Annotated in this window: 20 protein-coding genes; 11 read left to right on the top strand and 9 right to left on the bottom strand. The window is 73.7% G+C overall.

The features are described from left to right. Positions 1-100: 100 nt before the first annotated feature. A complete protein-coding gene (locus tag IE295_RS05580) occupies positions 101-433 on the top strand; it encodes a hypothetical protein (RefSeq protein WP_190062265.1) in 333 nt (110 codons plus the stop codon). Position 434: 1 nt separating this feature from the next. Then, entirely contained in the window at positions 435-1520 is a 1086-nt protein-coding gene (locus IE295_RS05585; protein WP_190062266.1) for a M14 family metallopeptidase, read from the top strand. Positions 1521-1561: 41 nt separating this feature from the next. Here the strand turns inward: IE295_RS05585 and IE295_RS05590 are convergent, their stop codons facing one another. Further along, complete coding sequence (locus IE295_RS05590; protein WP_190062267.1) at positions 1562-3028, bottom strand: aminotransferase class I/II-fold pyridoxal phosphate-dependent enzyme; 1467 nt, start codon at positions 3026-3028, stop codon at positions 1562-1564. Positions 3029-3224: 196 nt separating this feature from the next. Between IE295_RS05590 and qcrB the strand changes: the two genes are divergently transcribed. Then, complete coding sequence (gene qcrB / locus IE295_RS05595) at positions 3225-4856, top strand: cytochrome bc1 complex cytochrome b subunit (protein ID WP_190062268.1); 1632 nt, start codon at positions 3225-3227, stop codon at positions 4854-4856. A gap of 19 nt (positions 4857-4875) precedes the next feature. Here qcrB and IE295_RS05600 read toward each other — a convergent pair whose 3' ends face one another. Together IE295_RS05600 and ctaD are read right to left on the bottom strand one after the other, a co-directional pair. Then, positions 4876-5268, bottom strand: coding sequence for a cytochrome c oxidase subunit 4 (locus tag IE295_RS05600; protein WP_190062269.1), 393 nt, complete (start codon positions 5266-5268; stop codon positions 4876-4878). Then, on the bottom strand, positions 5265-6977 hold the full coding sequence (gene ctaD / locus IE295_RS05605; protein ID WP_190062270.1) for an aa3-type cytochrome oxidase subunit I: 1713 nt from the start codon (positions 6975-6977) through the stop codon (positions 5265-5267). The genes IE295_RS05600 and ctaD overlap by 4 nt, the downstream gene beginning before the upstream one ends. Positions 6978-7163: 186 nt before the next feature. Here ctaD and IE295_RS05610 point away from each other — a divergent pair, with 186 nt between their 5' ends. Together IE295_RS05610 and IE295_RS05615 are read left to right on the top strand one after the other, a co-directional pair. Next, positions 7164-8348, top strand: coding sequence for a zinc-dependent alcohol dehydrogenase (locus tag IE295_RS05610; protein WP_190062271.1), 1185 nt, complete (start codon positions 7164-7166; stop codon positions 8346-8348). Between the two features lie 28 nt (positions 8349-8376). Next, positions 8377-9066, top strand: coding sequence for an HAD family hydrolase (locus IE295_RS05615; protein ID WP_190062426.1), 690 nt, complete (start codon positions 8377-8379; stop codon positions 9064-9066). A gap of 34 nt (positions 9067-9100) precedes the next feature. Here IE295_RS05615 and IE295_RS05620 read toward each other — a convergent pair whose 3' ends face one another. After that, positions 9101-10555: a bifunctional phosphatase PAP2/diacylglycerol kinase family protein gene (locus IE295_RS05620; RefSeq protein ID WP_190062272.1), complete on the bottom strand. Its 1455-nt coding sequence runs from the start codon at positions 10553-10555 to the stop codon at positions 9101-9103. Beyond that, the gene (locus IE295_RS05625) at positions 10540-11298 is read right to left on the bottom strand and encodes a GAF and ANTAR domain-containing protein (RefSeq protein ID WP_190062273.1); all 759 of its coding nucleotides are present in this window, start codon (positions 11296-11298) and stop codon (positions 10540-10542) included. Before IE295_RS05625 ends, IE295_RS05620 begins: the two co-directional genes overlap by 16 nt. A gap of 73 nt (positions 11299-11371) precedes the next feature. On the opposite strand from IE295_RS05625, the gene IE295_RS05630 reads away from it, so the two are divergent. Next, on the top strand, positions 11372-12574 hold the full coding sequence (locus tag IE295_RS05630; RefSeq protein ID WP_190062274.1) for a PAS domain-containing protein: 1203 nt from the start codon (positions 11372-11374) through the stop codon (positions 12572-12574). On the opposite strand, the gene IE295_RS05635 is transcribed toward IE295_RS05630, so the two are convergent. Both IE295_RS05635 and IE295_RS05640 read right to left on the bottom strand, forming a co-directional pair. Further along, positions 12558-13334, bottom strand: coding sequence for a SigB/SigF/SigG family RNA polymerase sigma factor (locus IE295_RS05635; RefSeq protein WP_190062275.1), 777 nt, complete (start codon positions 13332-13334; stop codon positions 12558-12560). The genes IE295_RS05630 and IE295_RS05635 overlap by 17 nt on opposite strands. Before the next feature lie 241 nt (positions 13335-13575). Further along, the gene (locus IE295_RS05640; protein ID WP_190062276.1) at positions 13576-13995 is read right to left on the bottom strand and encodes a CBS domain-containing protein; all 420 of its coding nucleotides are present in this window, start codon (positions 13993-13995) and stop codon (positions 13576-13578) included. Positions 13996-14278: 283 nt separating this feature from the next. Here IE295_RS05640 and IE295_RS05645 point away from each other — a divergent pair, with 283 nt between their 5' ends. The 4 genes from IE295_RS05645 (at position 14279) to IE295_RS05660 (ending at position 18860) form a co-directional block, all read left to right on the top strand. Further along, positions 14279-15241, top strand: coding sequence for an SDR family NAD(P)-dependent oxidoreductase (locus tag IE295_RS05645; protein WP_190062277.1), 963 nt, complete (start codon positions 14279-14281; stop codon positions 15239-15241). A 146-nt stretch (positions 15242-15387) separates the two neighbouring features. After that, complete coding sequence (locus IE295_RS05650; protein ID WP_190062278.1) at positions 15388-17511, top strand: catalase; 2124 nt, start codon at positions 15388-15390, stop codon at positions 17509-17511. 167 nt (positions 17512-17678) lie between these two features. Next, positions 17679-17864 carry a CsbD family protein gene (locus IE295_RS05655; RefSeq protein WP_190062279.1) on the top strand — a complete coding sequence of 62 codons (186 nt, stop codon included), beginning with the start codon at positions 17679-17681 and terminating at the stop codon, positions 17862-17864. A gap of 87 nt (positions 17865-17951) precedes the next feature. After that, positions 17952-18860 (top strand): hypothetical protein, encoded by a 909-nt coding sequence (locus IE295_RS05660; RefSeq protein WP_190062280.1) that lies wholly within the window; start codon positions 17952-17954, stop codon positions 18858-18860. Here the strand turns inward: IE295_RS05660 and cpt are convergent. Both cpt and IE295_RS05670 read right to left on the bottom strand, forming a co-directional pair. Further along, positions 18857-19429, bottom strand: coding sequence for a chloramphenicol phosphotransferase CPT (gene cpt / locus IE295_RS05665; RefSeq protein ID WP_190062427.1), 573 nt, complete (start codon positions 19427-19429; stop codon positions 18857-18859). The two genes, IE295_RS05660 and cpt, sit on opposite strands and share 4 nt — an antisense overlap. Before the next feature lie 140 nt (positions 19430-19569). Continuing rightward, positions 19570-19746 carry a hydrophobic protein gene (locus tag IE295_RS05670; protein ID WP_190062281.1) on the bottom strand — a complete coding sequence of 59 codons (177 nt, stop codon included), beginning with the start codon at positions 19744-19746 and terminating at the stop codon, positions 19570-19572. Positions 19747-19863: 117 nt separating this feature from the next. Here IE295_RS05670 and IE295_RS05675 point away from each other — a divergent pair, with 117 nt between their 5' ends. Continuing rightward, positions 19864-20175: a gas vesicle protein GvpO gene (locus tag IE295_RS05675; protein WP_190062282.1), complete on the top strand. Its 312-nt coding sequence runs from the start codon at positions 19864-19866 to the stop codon at positions 20173-20175. Positions 20176-20232 lie beyond the last annotated feature (57 nt).

Below are 20232 nucleotides of genomic sequence, written 5' to 3' on the forward strand. Positions count from 1 at the left end.
CGGATCCGCCTGCCGGCACGATTCGACATCGGCACGGGAGGCCGCGCACGATGGAAGAAAGGACGTTCGAGGGGGTCCGAGGGCGACCTGGGAGGCCGACATGGCCGGTGAGGACAAGATTCTTCATGTGCGCGTGACGGCGGCCGACACCCGCGCGCTGCGCAACCTGCTGCGCGACGAGCGGCTGGACGTCGGCGGTGGACCCGCCCCCACGCCCGGCCCCGGCGAGCAGAGGAGCATCGAGGCGTACGTCACCGAGGAGAAGGCCCTGGGCCTGGAGCGCGAGGACGTCGCCGTGCACGTCCTCGGGGACGCGACCGCCATCGGGCGGGCCCGACAGGAGGAGGTCGGCACCGGCGATCGTTACGCGGACCCCGGCACCGTCCCGCAGGGCCTCGGGCAGAAGGTGAAGGACCGGAGCCGGGAGGGATGAGATGCCGTACCTCAACACCACTGAAATAGACTCCGCGTTGGTGAATCTCTCGGGCGCCTATCCCACGCTCTGCGAGCTGATCGACCTTCCCGAGACGTCCGTCGAAGGAGTCGCCTGCCACGCGCTGCGCATGCGGGCGGAGCCGGACGCCGGGCCCCGCGACTGCGCCGTGTTCATCGGCGGCGTCCACGCCCGTGAGTGGGGCAGCTGCGAGATCCTCGTGTTCTTCGCCGCCGACCTGCTCGAGGCGTACAGCACGGGGTCCGGGCTCGTCTACGGCGGCAAGACGTTCACCGCGGCCCAGGTGGCCGCGCTGCTGGAGGGCCTGGACATCGTCGTCTTCCCGATGGTCAACCCGGACGGCCGGCACTACAGCCAGACCGTGGACGCGATGTGGCGCAAGAACCGCAACCCCGAGCACTCCACGGGCGTGGGCGACTGCGTGGGCGTCGACATCAACCGCAACTACGACTTCCTGTTCGACTTCGCCACGGCCTTCTCGCCCCTCTCCGACGTCCGGGTGTCGGCCGACCCCTGCGACCGGCAGGTCTACCAGGGCCCCCGGCCGTTCTCCGAGCCCGAGACGCGCAACGTGCGGTGGCTGCTGGACGAGCACCCCCGCACCCGGTGGTTCGTCGACGTGCACAGCTACTCGCAGGCCATGCTGCACGTCTGGGGCGACGACGAGAACCAGTCGGACGACCGGGACATGAACTTCCAGAACCCCGCGTTCGACGGCACGCGCGGCGTCGACGGCGACACCGCCTACCGCGAATTCGTCCGCAAGGACGACCTCGACGGCTCGTTCGCCCTCGCCCAGCACTTCACCCGGGCCCTGGAGGCCGTACGGGGCAAGGAGTACACCCCCAAGCCGGCCTTCGACCTCTACCCCACCGCCGGAACCAGCGACGACTACGCCTTCGCCCGGCACATCGTCGACTCCGGCAAGGGGAAGATCCTCGCCTACACCGTCGAGTGGGGCACCGAGTTCCAGCCGCCGTGGGCCGAGATGAAGCTGATCGCCAAGGACGTGTGCGCGGGCCTGCTGCAGTTCTGCGTCGAGGCGCCCTCCACGGTCACCGACTGAGCCGGTCACCGACTGAGCCGGATACGGACCGACCGAGCCGGTCAGTCCTCCGCGACGACCCTGACCACCTCCAGCCGGGGATCGGTGGCGTCGGGGACGACCATGCCCGCCTCCACTCCGGTGCGCAGATAGCGCAGCACCGCCGCGTCGAACCGCTCGCCGGGCAGCACCGCCGGAATGCCGGGCGGATAGGGGGTGAGCGTCTCCGCCGCGACGCGGCCGCGGGCCTTCTCCCGGGGCACCACCTCGGCGGGACCGAAGAAGGCGTCACGGGGCAGCACCACCTGCTCCAGCCGCAGTTCCGCCGGTGCGGGCACCTCCACGTCCAGGGTGGTCCGCAGCGACGCCGCGTGCCGGGAGAGGTCGCGCAGGGCCTCGACCAGGACGCCCGCCGTCCGCTCGTCGTCGGCGTGGGTCAGCTGGGCGCTGACCCGGCGGTGGTCGCTGACGTGCGAGTTCATCCGGTGGTGGGCGCGCAGCCAGTCGGCGCAACGGTAGCCGGTGGTCCCCAGCGCGGAGACGTCGACGACCAGCTGCAGCGGATCGAGGGCGGCGGCCCGGCCGGGGCCGCAGAAGTCCTCGCGGCCGTACACATGGAGCCCCTCGATCCGCTCCAGCCGGGCGCGGACGGTGTCCGCGAGCGCCAGGGCACGGTCGTACAGGTCCCGGCCGTGCTGGACCATCTGCCGGCGCCAGCCGTCGAGCGCGGCGTGGACCAGGACCGACGGGCTGGTGGTGCCCAGCAGGTCCGCGCAGGCCCTGAGCCTGCCGGCGTCGACGCGGTCACCGCGCAGGTGGAAGACCGAACTCTGCTCCAGGCCGGAGCCCATCTTGTGCGCGGACGTGACGCACACGTCCGCCCCCGCGTCCATCGCCCACACCGGCAGCGAGGGATGGAACGGCAGGTGCGCGCCCCACGCCTCGTCGACGACGAGGGGCTTGCCGCGCCGGTGGCAGACGTCGGCCAGGGCCGCCAGGTCAGCGCAGGTGCCGTACGGGGTCGGGCTGGTGACCAGGGCACCCCGGGCGTCGGGGTGGCGCTCGAACGCCTCCTCGAAGTCGGCCGGCGACGGGGGATGGGCCAGGTGCAGCCCGGCGTCCCACCGCGGGTCGACCCACACGGGCCGTACGCCCGAGAGGATCAGCCCCGCCACCACCGACTTGTGGGCGTCACGGCCGATCAGCAGCTCCTCGTGGGGACCGGCGACGGCCAGCATGGCCGCCTTGACGGACAGTGAACTGCCGCAGGTGGAGAAGAAGGTGTGCTCCGCCCCGACCGCGTCGGCCATCAGCGCCTCGGCCCGCTCCAGGACCCGGCCCGAGGACGTCCGGTCGTCCAGGCCGCCGACGGCCAGCACGTCGTGGGCGAACACCGCGTCCCCCAGCACCTCCCGCACCCGGGGGTCCGTGCCGCGTCCCTGTTTGTGGCCCGGCGGGGTGAACGGGACCTGCCCGCCGCGGGTGTAGGCGGAGAGTGCTTCCAGTACCGGTGCGCGAGAGTGGTCCATGGGATGCGGCTCCCCCCGAAGCGCCGCGCGAAACGGCACTCGTGCCTTGGGCCGGCAGGGTGAGCGCCGCGCGGTGGGCGCCGCCGGATGCGGCGATGGCGAGCGCGGGCGTGCTGGACTCCCTGCGATGGCGGAGGGCCATCGGCCGCGGGGCGCGCGCGGCCAGCGGGCACCCGGCGCGCAGGGAGCGTGGTCAATGCTGTTCGGGAAACGGAGGGGGCGGGCCGCGGAGCGGGCCCGGGCCGTGGCCGTGGCCGGCTTCGAGGCGCTGGACCGGCGCTTCCCCGCCGCCGAGGCGGGCAACGCCCTGCTGCGCAAGGTCTTCCCCGGCCACTGGTCGTACCTGCTGGGGGAGATCGCGCTGTACAGCCTCGTGGTGCTCGTCGTCACCGGCTGCTACCTCGTCTTCTTCTTCGACGCGAGCATGGTCGAGACCGTGTACGACGGGGCGTACGGGCCGCTGCGCGGGCTGCGGATGACCCAGGCGTACGCGTCGACGCTGCGCATCAGCTTCGACGTGCGCGGCGGGCTGCTCATCCGTCAGGTGCACCACTGGGCGGCGCTGGTGTTCGTGGCCGCCGCCGGCGTCCACATGCTGCGGATCTTCTTCACCGGGGCCTTCCGCAGGCCGCGCGAGCTGAACTGGGCCGTCGGCGTCACCCTCTTCATGCTCGCCCTGCTCGAGGGGTTCTGCGGCTACTCCCTGCCGGACGACCTGCTCTCCGGGACCGGGATGCGCACCGCCAACACCATCGTGATGTCCCTGCCCGTCGTCGGCACGTACCTGAGCTACCTCATCTGGCAGGGGCCGTTCCCCGGTGAGGGCGTCATCCCCCGGCTGTACATCGTGCACGTGTTCTTCGTGCCCGGCGTCCTGCTGGCGCTCGTCGCCCTGCACCTGTTCCTGGTGGTCTACCTCAAGCACACCCAGTGGAGCGACCGGGGCCGGACGAACCGCAACGTGGTGGGGGAGCCGATGTTCCCGCAGTTCACCATGAAGTCCACGGGCCTGTTCTTCATGATCTCCGGGGGGCTGACCGTCCTCGGGGCCCTCGCCCAGGTCAACCCGGTGTGGAGCTACGGGCCCTACCGCGCGGACCAGGTCACCACCGACGCCCAGCCCGACTGGTACGTGGGCTTCCTGGAGGGCGCCCTGCGCCTGATGCCGCCCTGGGAGAACGCGGTGGCCGGGCACACGCTGATGTGGAACGTCCTGCTGCCGGCGGTCGTCCTGCCGGGCCTGCTGTTCCTGATCCTGTACGCCTACCCGCTCTTCGAGAAGTGGGTGACGGGCGACGTGAGCGAGCACCACCTGTGCGACCGCCCCCGCGACCGGCCCACCCGTACCGCCTTCGGGGTGGCGGCCGTCGTCTGCTACGGCCTGTTGCTGCTGGCCGGCGGCAACGACGTCATCGCCCTCACCTTCCGGCTCTCGGTCGAGGAGCTGATCCGCGTGCTGCGGGCGCTGGTCGTGCTCGGGCCCGTCGTGGCCTTCGTGGTCACCAAGCGGCTGTGCCTGGCGCTGCAGGCCCGCGACCGGCGGCGCCTGACGGAGGGGGAGGAGACCGGCGAGGTCGAGCAGAGCGTCTCCGGCGGTCTCGGCGAGGGCCACCGGGCCCTCTCGCCCCGGCAGCGGTACCGGCTGATGGTGCGCGAGATGCCCCGCCCGCTGCCCGCTCGGCCGGCGCCCCTGACCCGCCGGAACCGGCTGCGGGTGGCGCTGAGCTCCTGGTTCTACCGGGACCGGGTGGACATGCCCGCGACCGCCGAGCAGCGCGAGCAGATCGCCGGCCGGCTGGCCGCGCCGGCCCGGCGGCCCCGGGAGTGAGCCGTCCCCCGTACGGGGTTCACAGCTCGCGCCCGACGTACTGGAAGGTCATGCCCAGCACACCGGCGAGGAGGACCCCCATGGCCAGGAGGAACAGCCACAGGCCGTAGACGACCCCCAGGGCCAGCAGCGCGATCCCGGCCGCCGTGAGCACCGGGTAGGGGCTGTGGGGCGGGAAGAAGTCCAGCCGCCCCGCGCGCTCGGCCACCGCGGCGTCCTCGCGGTCCTCGGGCCTCGGGCCGCGGCGGCGGTAGTTCGTGGCGCAGAAGAAGCAGATCAGCGAGGCCATGATGAAGGACACCGTCAGCGCCGTGGTGCCGACGGGTTCCCTGTCCGACCACCAGGCGTAGCCGACGTCGGTGACGAGGAAGAAGCCGGCGACCCCGGCGAACAGCAACGCCTCGGTCTTCATGCGTCCCTCTCCCGGGAGGTGTCGGCAGTGGCTCCGGTCCCGGCGGGAAGCGGGCGTGCCGCCGCCTCGGGGTGGTGCAGGTCGAAGGCGGGGGAGTCGGAGCGCACCTGGGGCAGGGCGACGAAGTTGTGGCGGGGCGGCGGGCAGGACGTCGCCCATTCCAGCGACCGCCCGAACCCCCAGGGGTCGTCGGTCTCCACCTTCGGCGCGTGGCGGGCGGTGTGCCAGACGTTGTAGAGGAAGGGCAGCGTGGACAGCCCCAGCAGGAACGACCCGATGGAGGAGACGCTGTTCAGGACGGTGAAGCCGTCGGCGGCCAGATAGTCGGCGTAGCGGCGCGGCATGCCCGTCTCGCCGAGCCAGTGCTGGACGAGGAAGGTGATCTGGAAGCCGGCGAACAGCGTGAAGAAGTGCACCTTGCCCAGGCGCTCGCCGAGCATGCGACCGGTCCATTTGGGCCACCAGAAGTAGAAGCCGCCGAACATCGCGAAGACGACCGTCCCGAACAGCACGTAGTGCAGGTGGGCGACGATGAAATACGTGTCGGTGACCTGGAAGTCCAGCGGCGGGGAAGCGATCAGCACGCCGCTGAGCCCGCCCAGCAGAAAGGTCACGAGGAAGCCGACGGCCCACAGCATCGGGGTCTCGAAGGAGAGACTGCCCTTCCACATCGTGCCGATCCAGTTGAAGAACTTCACCCCCGTGGGCACGGCGATCAGGAAGGACAGCAGCGAGAAGAACGGCAGCAGCACCGCACCGGTCGCGAACATGTGGTGCGCCCAGACGCTGGCCGACAGCATCGTGATGGCGATCGTCGCACCCACCATGCCCGCGTAGCCGAAGAGCGGCTTGCGGCTGAAGACGGGGATGATCTCGGTGATGACCCCGAAGAACGGCAGCGCCACGATGTAGACCTCGGGGTGGCCGAAGAACCAGAACAGGTGCTGCCACAGCAGCGCGCCGCCGTTGGCCGCGTCGAAGACGTGGGCGCCGAACTTCCGGTCCGCCTCCAGGGCCAGCAGCGCCGCCGTCAGCACCGGGAAGGCCAGCAGCGCGAGGATGGAGGTGAAGAGGATGTTCCAGGTGAAGACCGGCATCCGGAACATCGTCATGCCGGGGGCGCGCAGGGTCACGATGGTGGCGATGAAGTTCACCGACCCCAGCGTGGTGCTCAGCCCGGCGACCACCAGCCCCATCGCCCACAGGTCGCCGCCCGCCCCGGGCGTACGGACGGCGCTGTTCAGCGGCGCGTAGGCGAACCAGCCGAACGACGCCGCGCCGCCGGGCACCAGGAAGCCGGACACCACGGTCAGCCCGCCGAAGAGGAACAGCCAGTACGTGAGCGCGTTCAGGCGGGGGAAGGCCACGTCCGGGGCGCCGATCTGCAGCGGCATGACGGCGTTCGCGAAGCCCGCGAACATGGGCGTGGCGAACAGCAGCATCATCACGGTGCCGTGGATCGTCACCAACTGGTTGTACTGGTCGGCGCTGACGATCTGCAGCCCCGGCCGCGCCAGCTCCGCGCGCATCAGCATCGCCAGGACGCCGCCCAGCAGGAAGAAGCCGAACGCGGTCACCAGATACATGTTGCCGATCACCTTGTGATCGGTGGTCGTCAGATACGTCAGGATCCGGCTGCCCAGGGTGGAGCGTTCGCCTCGCGCCACCTCCTCCCGGCGCACCGCGCTCCGGTCCTCCAGCTGGGGCATGCGCCTCTCCCTCACCGTCCGGTTTCACGGCGCACTCGCCGGGTACCCGCGGTGTTCTTCCCCGCCCGGCGGCCCGACGCCGCACGCGTGCGGCCGGATGGAGTACCGGCGGCGGGCGCCCGCCCGCCGGGTGTGCCAGCGTGACGAGGCGTGGAGTACCGGCGGCCACTCGGCGAAGGAGAGCAGATGCGCGCCCTGACCTGGCACGGGAAGCGGGACGTCCGCGTCGAGACCGTCCCCGACCCGCGCCTGGAACAGCCCACCGACGTGATCGTCCGCATCACCTCCACCGGCATCTGCGGCTCCGACCTCCACCTCTACGAACTGCTGGCCCCCTTCCTCGATCCGGGCGACATCCTCGGCCACGAGCCGATGGGCGTCGTCGAGGAGGTGGGCCGGGAGGTCACCTCCCTCGCGCCCGGCGACCGGGTCGTCGTCCCGTTCAACGTCTCCTGCGGGGCCTGCTTCATGTGCGGCCGGGGCCTGCAGTCCCAGTGCGAGACCACCCAGGTCCGCGAGCGCGGCAAGGGGGCCGCCCTGTTCGGCTACAGCAAGCTCTACGGACAGGTGCCGGGCGGCCAGGCCGAGTTCCTGCGCGTGCCGTTCGGCGACACCCTGCCCGTCAAGGTGCCCCACGGCCCGCCCGACGAGCGGTTCGTCTACCTCTCCGACGTCCTGCCCACCGCCTGGCAGGCGGTGGAGTACGCCGCGGTCCCCGACGGCGGCAGCGTGACCGTCCTGGGCCTGGGACCCATCGGCGACATGGCCGCCCGGATCGCCCTGCACCGCGGCGCCGAGCGGGTCATCGGCGTCGACCTGGTGCCCGAACGGCTGGCGCGGGCCGAGGCCCGCGGCGTGACCACGCTGGACGCCGGCGCCCTGGGCAAGGACCTCGTCGAGGCCGTCCGTGACCTCACCGACGGCCGGGGGAGCGACGCCGTCATCGACGCCGTCGGCATGGAGGCCCACGGCGCGCCCGCCGCCCACGCCGCCCAGCGGGCCGTGGGCCTGCTGCCCGGCACCCTGGCGCAGAAGCTCATGGAACGGGCCGGCGTGGACCGCATGTCCGCCCTGCTCACCGCGATCGAGGCGGTGCGCCGCGGCGGCACGGTCTCGGTCGTCGGCGTCTACGGCGGGATGACCGACCCGTTCCCGATGATGACCGTGTTCGACAAGCAGATCCAGCTGCGCATGGGCCAGGCCAACGTCCGGCGCTGGACCGACGCCATCCTGCCGCTGCTCTCCGACGCCGACCCGCTGGGCGTGGAGGGCTTCGCCACGCACATCCTGCCGCTGGAGGAGGGCCCCCGGGCGTACCAGGCCTTCCAGGCCAAGGAGGACGGCATGATCAAGACACTCCTGACCCCCTGAGGCGGATCCCGTGACGGCCTACGACGACATGACCACCGCGGCAGGCTCCCCGCACCCGAGAGCGGCCGTCTTCGACGTGGACGGCACCCTCGTCGACACCAACTACCTGCACGCCGTCAGCTGGTGGGAGGCCTTCCAGCAGGCCGGCCACCGGGTCGCGATGACCGACATCCACCACACCGTGGGCATGAGCTCCGGCCGGCTGATGGACCGGCTGCTCGGCGAGGACCGCGACAAGGAGCGGGACGAGGCCATCAGCGCGGCGCACAAGGCCCTCTACGCCACCTGGTTCGACCGGCTGCCGCCCCTCGAGGGCGCCGCCGCCCTGCTGCGCGCGCTCGCCGACCGCGACTGGCGCATCGTCCTCGCGACCTCCGCCGAGGGCTCCGAACTCAAGGCGCTGCGCCGCGCGATCGACGCCGACGACGCCATTCTCGCCGCCACCAGCGCCGACGACGTCGACGCCGGCAAACCGGCACCCGACCCCGTCCTCCGGGCGCTCGAGCAGGCGGACGTGCCGCCGCACCGGGCCCTGTTCACCGGCGACACCGTCTGGGACGTCGAGGCCGCCCGCGCGGCGGGGGTGGACTGCGTCGCCCTGCTCTCCGGCGGCATCGGGCGGGCCGAGCTCGAGGCCGCCGGGGCGATCGCCGTCTACCGCGACCCCGCCGCGCTGCTCGCCGGCCTGGACGACAGCCCGTTCGCCCGCATGGAGTGACGCGGGGGGCTCGAACCTTTGGGCCTATGGGCCGTCAGCCGGGCAGGCGGTAGACGACCAGCGCCTCGTTCTCCTTCTCCAGCAGCAGGGAGCCGGGCGCGGGCGCCACCTCGCCGTCGTAGGCCAGATGAGTGTCGTCCGGGATGTCCTCGACGGACAGCCGCCGCACCCGCGCCGCCTTGAGCACCGGGGAGTGCTTGAGCGCCCCCGACAGGGCCGCCGTCAGCAGCCGTGTACGGGCAAGCCTGCCGCCCAGCAGCATCCGCACGTCCAGCACCCCGTCGGCCAGGTCGTGCCGGCGGACCGGGGTGGCCCCCAGGCCGCGGTAGGTGCAGTTGCCGGCGAACAGCGCCCACAACGACCGCTCCCGGCCGTCGATCCGCAGCCGCAGCGGACGCCCGGTGCGCAGCACGTGGACGGCGGCCACGATGCCGGCGGGCCAGGCGCCGATCCGCCCGGCCCAGTGCTCCCGCACTCGCACCAGTTCGGGATACGCCCCGATGCTGAAGGTGTTCAGGAAGCGGCCCTCGCCGAAGCGGCCCAGGTCGACGGCCACCGCCTCCCCGGCCTCCACCGCGCGGGCGGCGTCGGCGACGGACTCGATGCCCAGGTCGTGGGCGAAGTGGTTGTACGTGCCGCCGGGCAGCACCGCCAGCGCCACGCCGTGCCGCGCGGCGGCGGCCGCCGCCGCGTTGACGGTGCCGTCCCCGCCGGAGACGCCCAGCGCCCCGCCGAGCTCGGCGGCCCGCTCGGCGGCCGACTCCAGCGCCTCGGACAGGTCGTCCTCGGGGCCCACCCCGACGAACTCGGTGTCCGGCAGCTCCGCGCGGATCTCCGGCTCCGGGTCCGTACGGCCCGGCATCCGCTGGCCGGAGGCGGCGTTGGCGACGACGACCAGGCCACGGCCGCCCGGCAGCGCCGGAGCCTCCGCCCGCGGCCGGGCCGGCGGAGCGAGCTGGGAACGGGTCGGGGCCACCCCGCGCACGGCGTAGGCGGCGCCCACGCCGAGCAGCGCCCCCGCCAGCACGTCGCCCGGGTAGTGCACCCCGGTGTAGACGCGCGAGAAGCACACGGACACGGCGAGCGGCGCCAGCGCCAGGCCCCACACGGGGTTCTCCAGCGCGACGCCGGTCGCGAAGGCCGCCGCGGAGGCGGAGTGCCCGGACGGGAAGGAGGTCGTGAACGGCTGGCGCGCCAGTCGCCGGATCACCGGGACCGCGTCCAGCACCGGCCGGACGCGCCGCACCGACCGCTTGCCCAGGGTGTTGACCGTCGCCGAGGCGAGCGCCAGCGACGCCACCCCGCGCAGGGCGGCGCGCCGCGCGGGCCGCCCGCCCAGCAGCGCCGCGCCCGTGGCCACGCCGAGCCACAGCACCCCGTGGTCCGCCCCGCGCGAGAGTTTCGGCAGCACCCGGTCGCCCCCCGGCCAGTGGCGCGTGGCCACCAGGTCGAACAGGGACCGGTCCCAGGAGTTCAGCAAGGTGCGCATGGGGCACGGGTACCCGCATCCGGGGCGGGCACGCGTCCCGGCGACAGCACCGCGCCTCTGGTCGCGACGACCGCGCGGGCCAGCTCGGACAGTTTGCGGTTGCCGTGCTGCGAGGCCCGCCGCAGCACCTCGAGGGCGGCGTCGGCGTCGCAGTCCATGAGGTGCATGAGGATGCCGCAGGCCTGGTCGACCACCGCGTGCGAGCGCAGCGCCGCGTCCAGCTGCTCCACGGCGGCCAGCGCCCGGCGGTAGCGGCGGTCCCGCGCGATCGTGTCCGTGAGCAGCTTGCCGAGGATCACCGGCGGCCCCTCCGCGACGCCCTCCAGCCCGCCGGGGCGCAGGTGGTAGAGGGTGACAGTGACGGTGACGCCGTCCCGGCGGAAGGGGAAGGTGGTGCTGGCCCGGATGCCCGTGCCCAGCGCACTGGCCCGGTAGCGCGGCCAGCGGCTGTCGTGGAGCAGGTCGGCCGCGTGCACCGGCTCCTGGGTGCGCAGGGCCGTGGGGATCGGGCCGTCGTCCTCGCGCAGTTGCACACAGACCAGTTCGGCCAGGTCCGGGTGGGTGGCCGCGGTCGGCGGTTCGTCGCCGCCGTCCCACACCGTGGTGGTCGCGCCGCAACTGCCGGGCACGAGGCGGGGGATGAGCTCGGTGAGCCGGGCGGTGCGCCGCCCCGACGGGAGGCCGGCCTCGTCGCCGAGCACGTCCGCGCCCTCCGACAGCGCCCCGGCCTGTGGTGGTGCCATGTCGTCCATGGGGGGCGCATGCCCGGGGGCCCGGCGGGGAAACGGCACGGGCGCGGGGCACTATCGTGACGTCATGGCCGGTGAGGACTGGGACGAACTCGGCGAGGACCTGCGGGACTTCCGGGCCCGGGTCAGGGAGCTGGAAGGCGCGCGGGGCCTCGCCCCGGACCGGCGGGCGCCGGCGCTGGAGGCCGCGCTGATCGAGCTGCGGTACGCGGCCGACGTGCTGTGGCCGCACTACGAGGAGCAGGCGCGCCGGGCCGGGGCGGGCACCGGCCCCGGCCGCCGCGAGGAGCAGCTGCTGCGCCTGCTCTTCCAGCGGCTGCCCCTGCCCGTCGCCCTGCTCGACCGGGAGGGCACCGTGCGGCGGCTGAACCAGGAGGCCGCCCGCCTGCTGGGCGTCGGCGCGGGCTACGCCGCCGGGCGCCCGCTGGCGTCCTTCCTGCGGCCCGAGGACCGGGCCGCCCTGCGCACCCAGGCGGCCGCCGTCGCCCGCGGCGACGGGGCGCGCAGCACCGTGGTGCGGCTGCTGACGGCCGGCCGGCCCCAGGGCGAGCGACGCCAGCTGACCCTGCTGGCCCTGCGCCCGCCGGGCGAGACCCGCAACGCCGTCCTGACCGTCTTCCAGGCCCCCGGTCACCTTCCGGACCCCCACCCGTCCGGCGGCGGCGCGGCGGCCGGCCCCGCGTGCCCCGTGCCGCCGGCGGCCGAGCGGGAGACGCTGCTGCTGGACATCGCCGACGAGGCGGCGGCCGCCCTGCTGACGGTCCGCGCCGGGGAGCCGGAGGACGTGCTGCGGGCGGTGACCCGGGCGCTGCGCGCGACGGCCGCCGACTGGGCGGTCGCCGACCTGGTGGAGGACACCGGGCGGCTGCGGCGCTGTGCCGTGGCCGCTCCGCCGGGGCAGGAGGACGGCGCCGTCGCGGCCGTCCTGCGGGCCCAGGACCCGGCTGACTGCCCGGTGGTGGCCGGGGCGGCGGCGGGCGGGGTGGTCACGGTGCGGGTGCGGCCCGAGGACGCCGACTGCCTGGGCCGGGACGGCGAGGGCAACGCGCTGGTCACCCGGGCCGGGGTGGTCTCGCTGGCCTGTCTGCCGGTGCGGCGGCCGGACGGGCCGGGCGGCCCGGCGGTGGCGGCCGTGCTGACGCTCCTGCGCACCCCGGACGGGGCCGGGGGCGGGGCCGGGCCGTTCTCCATGGCGGAGGCGGGGGTGCTGGAGAGGGTCGCCCGGCACACGGGGCTGGCGCTGGGCGGCCCGCTCACGCCTCCGCCGTGATCTCCTCGCGCAGCCGGGCGCAGCAGCGGCTGAGCAGGCGCGAGACGTGCATCTGGGAGATGCCCATGACCTCGGCGATCTGACGCTGCGTCATGTCGCGGAAGAACCGCAGGTAGAGGATCTCCTGCTCGCGCCGGGGCAGTTCCCGCAGCCGAGGTTCCGCCGCCACCCGGTCCACCACGACGTCCAGCCGGCCGTCCGGGCCGCCCAGCGAGTCCAGCAGCGCCTGGCCGTCGCCACGCCGGGGTTCCGCCTCGAGCGAGAGCGTGGCGTAGCTGTCGATGGCCTCCAGCCCGGTGCGCACCTCCTCCTCGGTCAGCCCGGCGTGCTCGGCGATCTCACCGACGGTGGGGCCGGTGCCGTCCGGGCTCTTCGCCAGCTCGTTGCGGGCGCGGCGGACCCGGTTGCGCAGGTCCTGCACCCGGCGGGGCACATGGACGCCCCACATGTGGTCGCGGAAGTGGCGCTTGATCTCCCCCACGACCGTGGGCACGGCGAACCCCGCGAACGCCGTCCCGCGGTCGGGGTCGTAGCGGTGCACGGCCTTGACCAGGCCGAGCGCCGCGACCTGGTGCAGGTCCTCGGCGGACTCGCCGCGGTTGCGGAACTGCACGGCCAGGCGCTCGGCCATCGGCAGCCAGGCGGTGACGACCTGGCGGCGCAGCTCGTCCCGCTCGGGGCCCTTGGGCAGGCGGGCGATGCGGCGGAACGCGGCCGCGGTGTCGGGGGCGTCGTCATGGGGGTGTCGGGAAGGGCGCATGGCGGTGACTCGTCTCCTCGGGGGATCGGGTCTTCCGGCCGGCGGTCGCCTCGCGCGCACGCCGGGGCAGCGCCGCACGGCCAGGGCGGGGAGTCCTGCTGTCGCGGCGTGCCTCCGGTCCGAAGCACAAGGAGCGGCTGCCCTCCCGTCAACCGCCCAAACCCCACCGGCCGTTCCCACCGGTGCCCCTGACGGTGCGCCCGCCGCCGGGCGGGCGCACCGCGCCCCCGGGCCGCCCGGGTCAGCGGCCGGGTACCGTACGGCCGGCGCCGGCCGGCGCCGCCCGGGCATCCCGCTCCCTGGTGAGGTCACCCAGGCTCACCAGCCCCACCGGGCGGCCGTCCTCGACCACCGGAAGCAGCCGCACCGCATGCAGCCGCATCAGCTCGGCGGCCCGCTCGGCGGGCTCGAGCGGCCCGATCACCACCGGGTCCGGCGTGCACACCGAACCGGCGCTCAGCGAGAGCGGGTCCATCCCGTCGGCGACGGCGCGCACGGTGATGTCCCGGTCGGTGATCATCCCCACCACCGTGTCGCCGCTGGCCACCACCACGTCCCCGACGTCCTGGTCGCGCATCATCTGCGCGACCTCGGCCAGCGAGGCCTCGGTCCACACCGTGGCGACGCCCGCCGTCATCACGTCCTTGACCAGTCGTGTCATCGTCTCCTGCCTCCGTCCCGGGTCAGAGCGCCCGGACCTCGTCCGTCAGGGCGCGGATCCCCTCCCGCCGCCGGTGCGGCGGCACCACCACGTCGTCGCTCCCGGGCCGCTGTCCGGCCGCATCCGAGGGCGCCATGCCCGTTCCTCCTCAACGCGTCGGTCGGTCGGGTCCGTGCCGGGTACCCCGCGTCGCCGGGGCGACACCGCGCCCGCCGCGACCGTCCCGAGCGGCGCCGCCCGCCGTGCCGGGTGACACTTGGCGGACAGCGAAGGAGGTGGTCCCGTGGCCCGCTCGCACCATGACCGCCTGGAAGGCCGCGCGGCGCTCGTGACCGGCTCCTCCCGGGGCCTGGGCCTGCTGATCGCCCGGGAACTGGCCCGCCGGGGGTGCTCGGTGCTGCTGTGCGCCCGCGACGAGGAGGAGCTCGCCTGTGCCGCGGAGATGCTCCGCGACGAAGGCGCCCCCGTCACCCACCTGGCCTGCGACGTCACCGACAAGCACGCCCCGCAGCGCCTCGTCGCCGCCGCCCACGAGGCCTTCGGCGGCCTGGACATCCTGGTCAACAACGCCGGCGTCATCCAGGTGGGCCCGCTCTCCGCCATGACCGAGGCCGACTTCCGCGACGCCATGGAGACGATGTACTTCGCCCCGCTGCGCCTGGTCCTGGCCGCGGCGCCGGCCCTGCGCGAGCGGGGCGACGGCCGGATCGTGAACATCAGCTCCATCGGCGGCCGCGTGGCCGCCCCGCACCTGCTGCCCTACGTCGGCGCGAAGTTCGCCGCCGCCGGGCTCTCCGAGGGGCTGCGCGCGGAACTGGCGGCGGATGGCATCAGCGTGACGACCGTCCTGCCGGGCCTGATGCGCACGGGATCCCACACGGCCGCGCGGTTCAGCGGCCGCCCCTCCAAGGAGTACGCCTGGTTCGCCGTCGCGGCGGGGCTGCCCGGGCTGTCGATGGACGCCGAGCGGGCGGCGCGCGCCGTCGTACGGGCCGCCGAGCACCGCCGGCCCGAGCTGGTGCTCACCCCCGTCGCCAAGGCCGCCGTCCGGCTGCACGGCGTCGCCCCGGCCACCACCACCCGCGCCCTGACGCTGTGCGCCCGGCTGCTGCCCTCCGCCGGCGAGGCGCCGAGGCGCAACGTCCCCGGCCGCGTCGCCGCCCGGGGCGCCCACTCCCGGGCCCTGCACCGCCTCACCCGGCTCAACGACCGCGCCGCCCGCCGCTTCAACCAGCAGCTGTCCTGATCCGGCCCCGGGCCGCCCGGCCGCGCCCGGTCGGCGGTGTCCAGTTGCCCGCCGGGGGAACGCGGGTGAGCCTGAGGAGGCGAGCGGCGCCGTGCCGCCGAGTCCCTCCCCCCTTTGGATGAACCCACGCGGAAGGATGTGCGCGCGTGTCCGCCCACCACCAGTCGCAACAGCGGGGGACCCCCGCACCGCAGGACGCCAAGGACGAGCAGCTGGAACGCTTCCGTGCCGCCCCCGAGAGCGACGCCCTCACCACGGACCAGGGCGTGCGGGTCGACGACACCGACAACGCGCTGCGGGCCGGGACGCGCGGGCCCACGCTCCTCGAGGACTTCCACAACCGCGAGAAGATCACCCACTTCGACCACGAGCGCATCCCCGAACGCGTCGTCCACGCCCGGGGCGCCGGCGCCTACGGCTACTTCGAGCCGTACGAGTCGCTGAGCGAGTACACCTGCGCCGACTTCCTCGCCGAGGCCGGCCGCCGCACGCCCGTCTTCGTGCGCTTCTCCACCGTCCAGGGCCCGCGCGGCTCCGCGGACACGGTGCGCGACGTGCGCGGGTTCGCCACCAAGTTCTACACCCGCGAGGGGAATTACGACCTGGTCGGCAACAACATTCCGGTGTTCTTCATCCAGGACGCCATCAAGTTCCCCGACTTCGTGCACGCGGTGAAGATGGAACCGGACAACGAGATGCCCACCGGCGGCACCGCGCACGACACGTTCTGGGACTTCGCCTCCCTGCAGCCGGAGACCACCCACATGCTGATGTGGGCGATGTCCGACCGGGCCATCCCGCGCAGCTTCCGGATGATGCAGGGCTTCGGGGTGCACTCCTTCCGGTTCGTCACCGCCGACGGCCGCGGCACGTTCGTGAAGTTCCACTGGAAGCCGAAGCTGGGCGTGCACTCCCAGGTCTGGGACGAGGCGCAGATCACCGCCGGACGGGACCCCGACTACCACCGGCGGGACCTGTGGGAGGCCATCGAGGCCGGGGAGTACCCCGAATGGGAGCTCGGGGTGCAGCTGGTCCCCGAGGAGGACGAGTTCTCCTTCGACTTCGACCTGCTCGACGCCACTAAGATCATCCCCGAGGAGCAGGTGCCGGTGCGTCCCGTCGGCCGGCTCGTGCTCAACCGCAACCCGCAGAACTTCTTCGCCGAGACCGAGCAGGTCGCCTTCCACACAGCGAACGTCGTGCCCGGCATCGACTTCACCAACGACCCGCTGCTGCAGGGCCGCAACTTCTCCTACCTCGACACCCAGCTGATCCGCCTGGGCGGCCCCAACTTCAGCCAGATCCCGGTCAACCGGCCCGTCGCCGACGTCCACCACAACCACCGCGACGGCTTCGGCCAGCAGGTCATCCACCCCGGCACCAACTACTTCCCCAACTCCCTGGGCGGCGGCTGCCCCGCCCACGCGGGAGCGGGCGGCGGCGCCGGGGTGTTCCGGCACTACGCCGAGCGCGTGGACGGCGAGAAGATCCGGGTGCGCAGCGAGAGCTTCCAGGACCACTACAGCCAGGCCGCGCTGTTCTGGAACAGCATGTCGGACTGGGAGCGGCGGCACATCACGGAGGCCTTCCGCTTCGAGCTCGGCAAGGTCGGCTCCATGGAGGTCCGCGAGCGCATGGTCGGCAATCTGGCCAACGTCAACGGCGACCTCGCCGCGATGGTCGCCGAGGGCGTCGGCGTGCCGGCCCCGGCGCCGGTCTCCGGCGTCCCCTCGGCCACCTCTCCCGCCCTCAGCCAGGAGAACCTCCTCGGCTCCGGCATCCGCACCCGCAAGGTCGCGGTGCTGGCCGCCGAGGGCACCGACGCCGGGCAGGTGACGGCCGTGCGCGAGCGGCTGGCCACGGAGGGCGTGATCGTCGAGGTGCTGGCCGCCAGGGACGGCAGCGTCCGGGGCGCCGACGGCGGCGCCCTGAAGGTCGACCGCGCGCTGCCCACCATGGGGTCTGTCCTCTACGACGCGGTGCTGGTCGCGGACGGCAAGGAGGCGGTGTCCGCGCTGGCCGCCGACCCGGCGGCCGTACGGTTCGTCGAGGAGGCCTACCGCCACGGCAAGCCGCTGGCCGCCCTCGGCGAGGGCACCCGGCTGCTGACCGAGGCCAAGGTGCCCGAAGCGGTCGTCCTGGGCGAGTCGGCGCCCGACCACGGCGTCCTGACCGGCAACGGCACCGCCTCGGCGGAGGACATCGCCGACGCCCTGGCCACCGCCCTCGCGCAGCACCGCTTCCCCCGCCGCCCCGGCCTGCTCAACTGAGCCGCGCCCTGGACGAGGAAGTGGCCGACGAGGTGCGCGGATGACAGCGGGGCGGGAGACTTGACCGTGAGGGGGTACACGGCATGGGAGCGACACGGGCACGGGAGCCAGACGCCCACCCGTTCCCGACGACACGATCACCTCTCTTCGAAAGGCAGTGCTGAGGCATGAGTGCCAAGGACAGGGCCAAGGCGAAGGCCGAGCAGGCCAAGGGCCGGCTCAAGGAGACGACCGGCCGGGCCACCGGCGACAAGCGGATGGAGACCGAGGGACGCGTGGAGAAGACCAAGGGACACCTCCACGACGCCGTGGAGAACGTCCGGCAGACCGCCAAGAAGAAGCGCCACCAGTAACGACGCGCGTACGGTACGGCAGTGACCCGGAAAACCGGGTCGCTGCCGTACCCCCATGTGCGGCCCCTGCGGACGGAAAGCCCCCCCATGGACCCGGAGAGCGCCATCGACGAGCTCTTCCGGCTGCGGCCGGAGGAGTTCACCGCCGCCCGCGACCGGCGGGCCGCCCAGGCCCGCCGGGACGGCGACCTCGAGCTGGCCCGGCGGCTGAAGGCGCTGCGCCGCCCGACGCTGGCGGCCTGGGCGAGCAATCTCCTGGTGCGCGCGCTGCCGGACGAGGCCGAGGCGCTGACGGCGCTCGGCGAGGGCCTGCGCGCCGCCCACCGCGACCTCGACGGCGGGCGGCTGCGCGAGCTGGGCCGCCGGCAGCGCGCCCTGGTGGTCTCCCTGTCCGCACAGGCGAGCCGGCTCGCGGAGGAGGCCGGGCACCCCGTCGGCGAGGACGTACGGCGCGAGGTCGAGGAGACCCTGCACGCGGTCCTGGCGGACCCCGGCACGGCACGGGAGTGGGCCGCCGGCCGGCTGACCAGGCCGCCGGCCCCGGCGACCGGCTTCCCCGGGCTCACCCCCGACGCGGCGGAGCGGCTTGCGGCACCGCCGTCGCCCGCCCCCGCCGGGCCGTCGCGCGAGCGCGGCCCCGGGGCGCGCGTCACCGACCTGGCGGCGGAGCGCGCCCGCCGGCAGGCCAAGCAGCACGGCGAGGAACTCACCCTCGCCCGGCGGCAGGCGCGCGAGGCCAGGAAGGAGTCGCACACCCGCGAGGAGGAACTGGGCCGCGCCCGCGACGAGGCGGACCGGGCCGAGCGGGCCGAACGGGACGCCCAGCGGCAGCTGGAGGAGCTGGCCGCCGAACTCGCCGAGGCCGAGGACCGCCGGCGCGCCGCCCACGAACGGGTGCGGGAGATCCAGAACCGCGTCCGCGCGGCGGAACGCGCCTGGCGCTCGGCCCGCCGCGCGGCCGAGGCCGCCGAGGCGGAGGCCGAACGCCTCACCTAGTGCTGTGACCGAGCGGGTTCGCCGGGGCGACGGTCGTGGCGGCCGGACGGGACGACGTGGGCGGCGATGGTGCGCGCGCACACCAGGGACTCGGTGTGCGTCGTGTCCACCTCCAGGTCGTAGAAGACCCCCTCGTGCACCACGTCCGCCTGCGACGCGGCCATCCCCCGGATGCGGTCTCCCCGTGCGATCTCACGGCCCGCGGCGACCTCGGTCTCACACCTGACGCCGACCCACAGCACGTCCAGATCGCCCAGGGCCTTTCGCCACCGCTGCTGGGAGGCCGCTCCGCCGAGGAAGACGTCATCGACGACGATCCTGGCGCCGGCACGGGCCATCGCCACGATGCCGTCCATCCAGGCCGCCTCCAGCGCCCGGAAGTCCTCCCCGACGCTCACCCCGCCGTCCGCCGCGAACACGATCCCTCCGTCCGACTCCTGCATCCTCGCGGGCATCGCGTCGACGAACGAGTCGCACCCGAACGCCAGCCACGGATCCGGCAGTACGGCCTGCAGGCACCGTACGATCCCGGACTTCCCCGCGCTGGAACCGCCGTTGAGAATGATCATCTGAGTCGTCACCGCGCCACAGTAAGGCGCTTCCCGCGCGGCGCGAAACGATTATCGGCAGGCGCGCGAAGCAGGGCACGGCGCGGCACGGAAAGGGCCGCCGGGCGGGTGCCCGGCGGCCGTGGACTGTGCGGGGGATCTCACCATCGGTACCAGCGGCCGCGGCCGCGGCCTGCGCCACTGTCGGCGGACCGCATGACGAAGCCGAGCAGCCAGATCACGAGAACGGCCACGGCGACCCACCACAGCACCTTGATGGCGAATCCCGCCCCGAAAAGGATCAGGGCGAGCAGGAGAACGAGAAGAAGAGGAACCATGGGATATCAACCTCCGATGCATCGGCTGCCCTCCAATTGGCCCTTCAATCCAGGGGTTTGGGAAATCAATGGCGTGGTAACCGGAGAACAAGGCCCCAAGACCGATGACGAGGCCCCATGACTGATCCGAAGAAATCCAAGGAATCTTCATCCCCCGAGCCCGGGAAACCGGCTCTTACGGCACCGCAGGTCCTGCGCGCGGCCCACGAACAGTTCGCGGAACTGACCGGACTGCGCCCGGAAGGCATCTCCCGGTTCGAACGGACCGAAGAGGGGTGGGAGCTGGAGGCCGAGGTGGTCGAGATCGCCCGCGTCCCCGAGACGATGAGCGTGATGGCGCTCTACGAGGTGACCCTCGACCCCGACGGCCTGCTCACCGGCTACCGCCGCGTTCGGCGCTACGAACGCGGCCGGACCGGCTCCCGCTGAGACCCGCGCGCGTGCCGGGCCGGACCGGCCCTCGGGGACGAGGGGAAGCTGTCCGAG

Source organism: Streptomyces griseocarneus (assembly GCF_014655595.1).
Lineage (GTDB): Bacteria > Actinomycetota > Actinomycetes > Streptomycetales > Streptomycetaceae > Streptomyces > Streptomyces griseocarneus.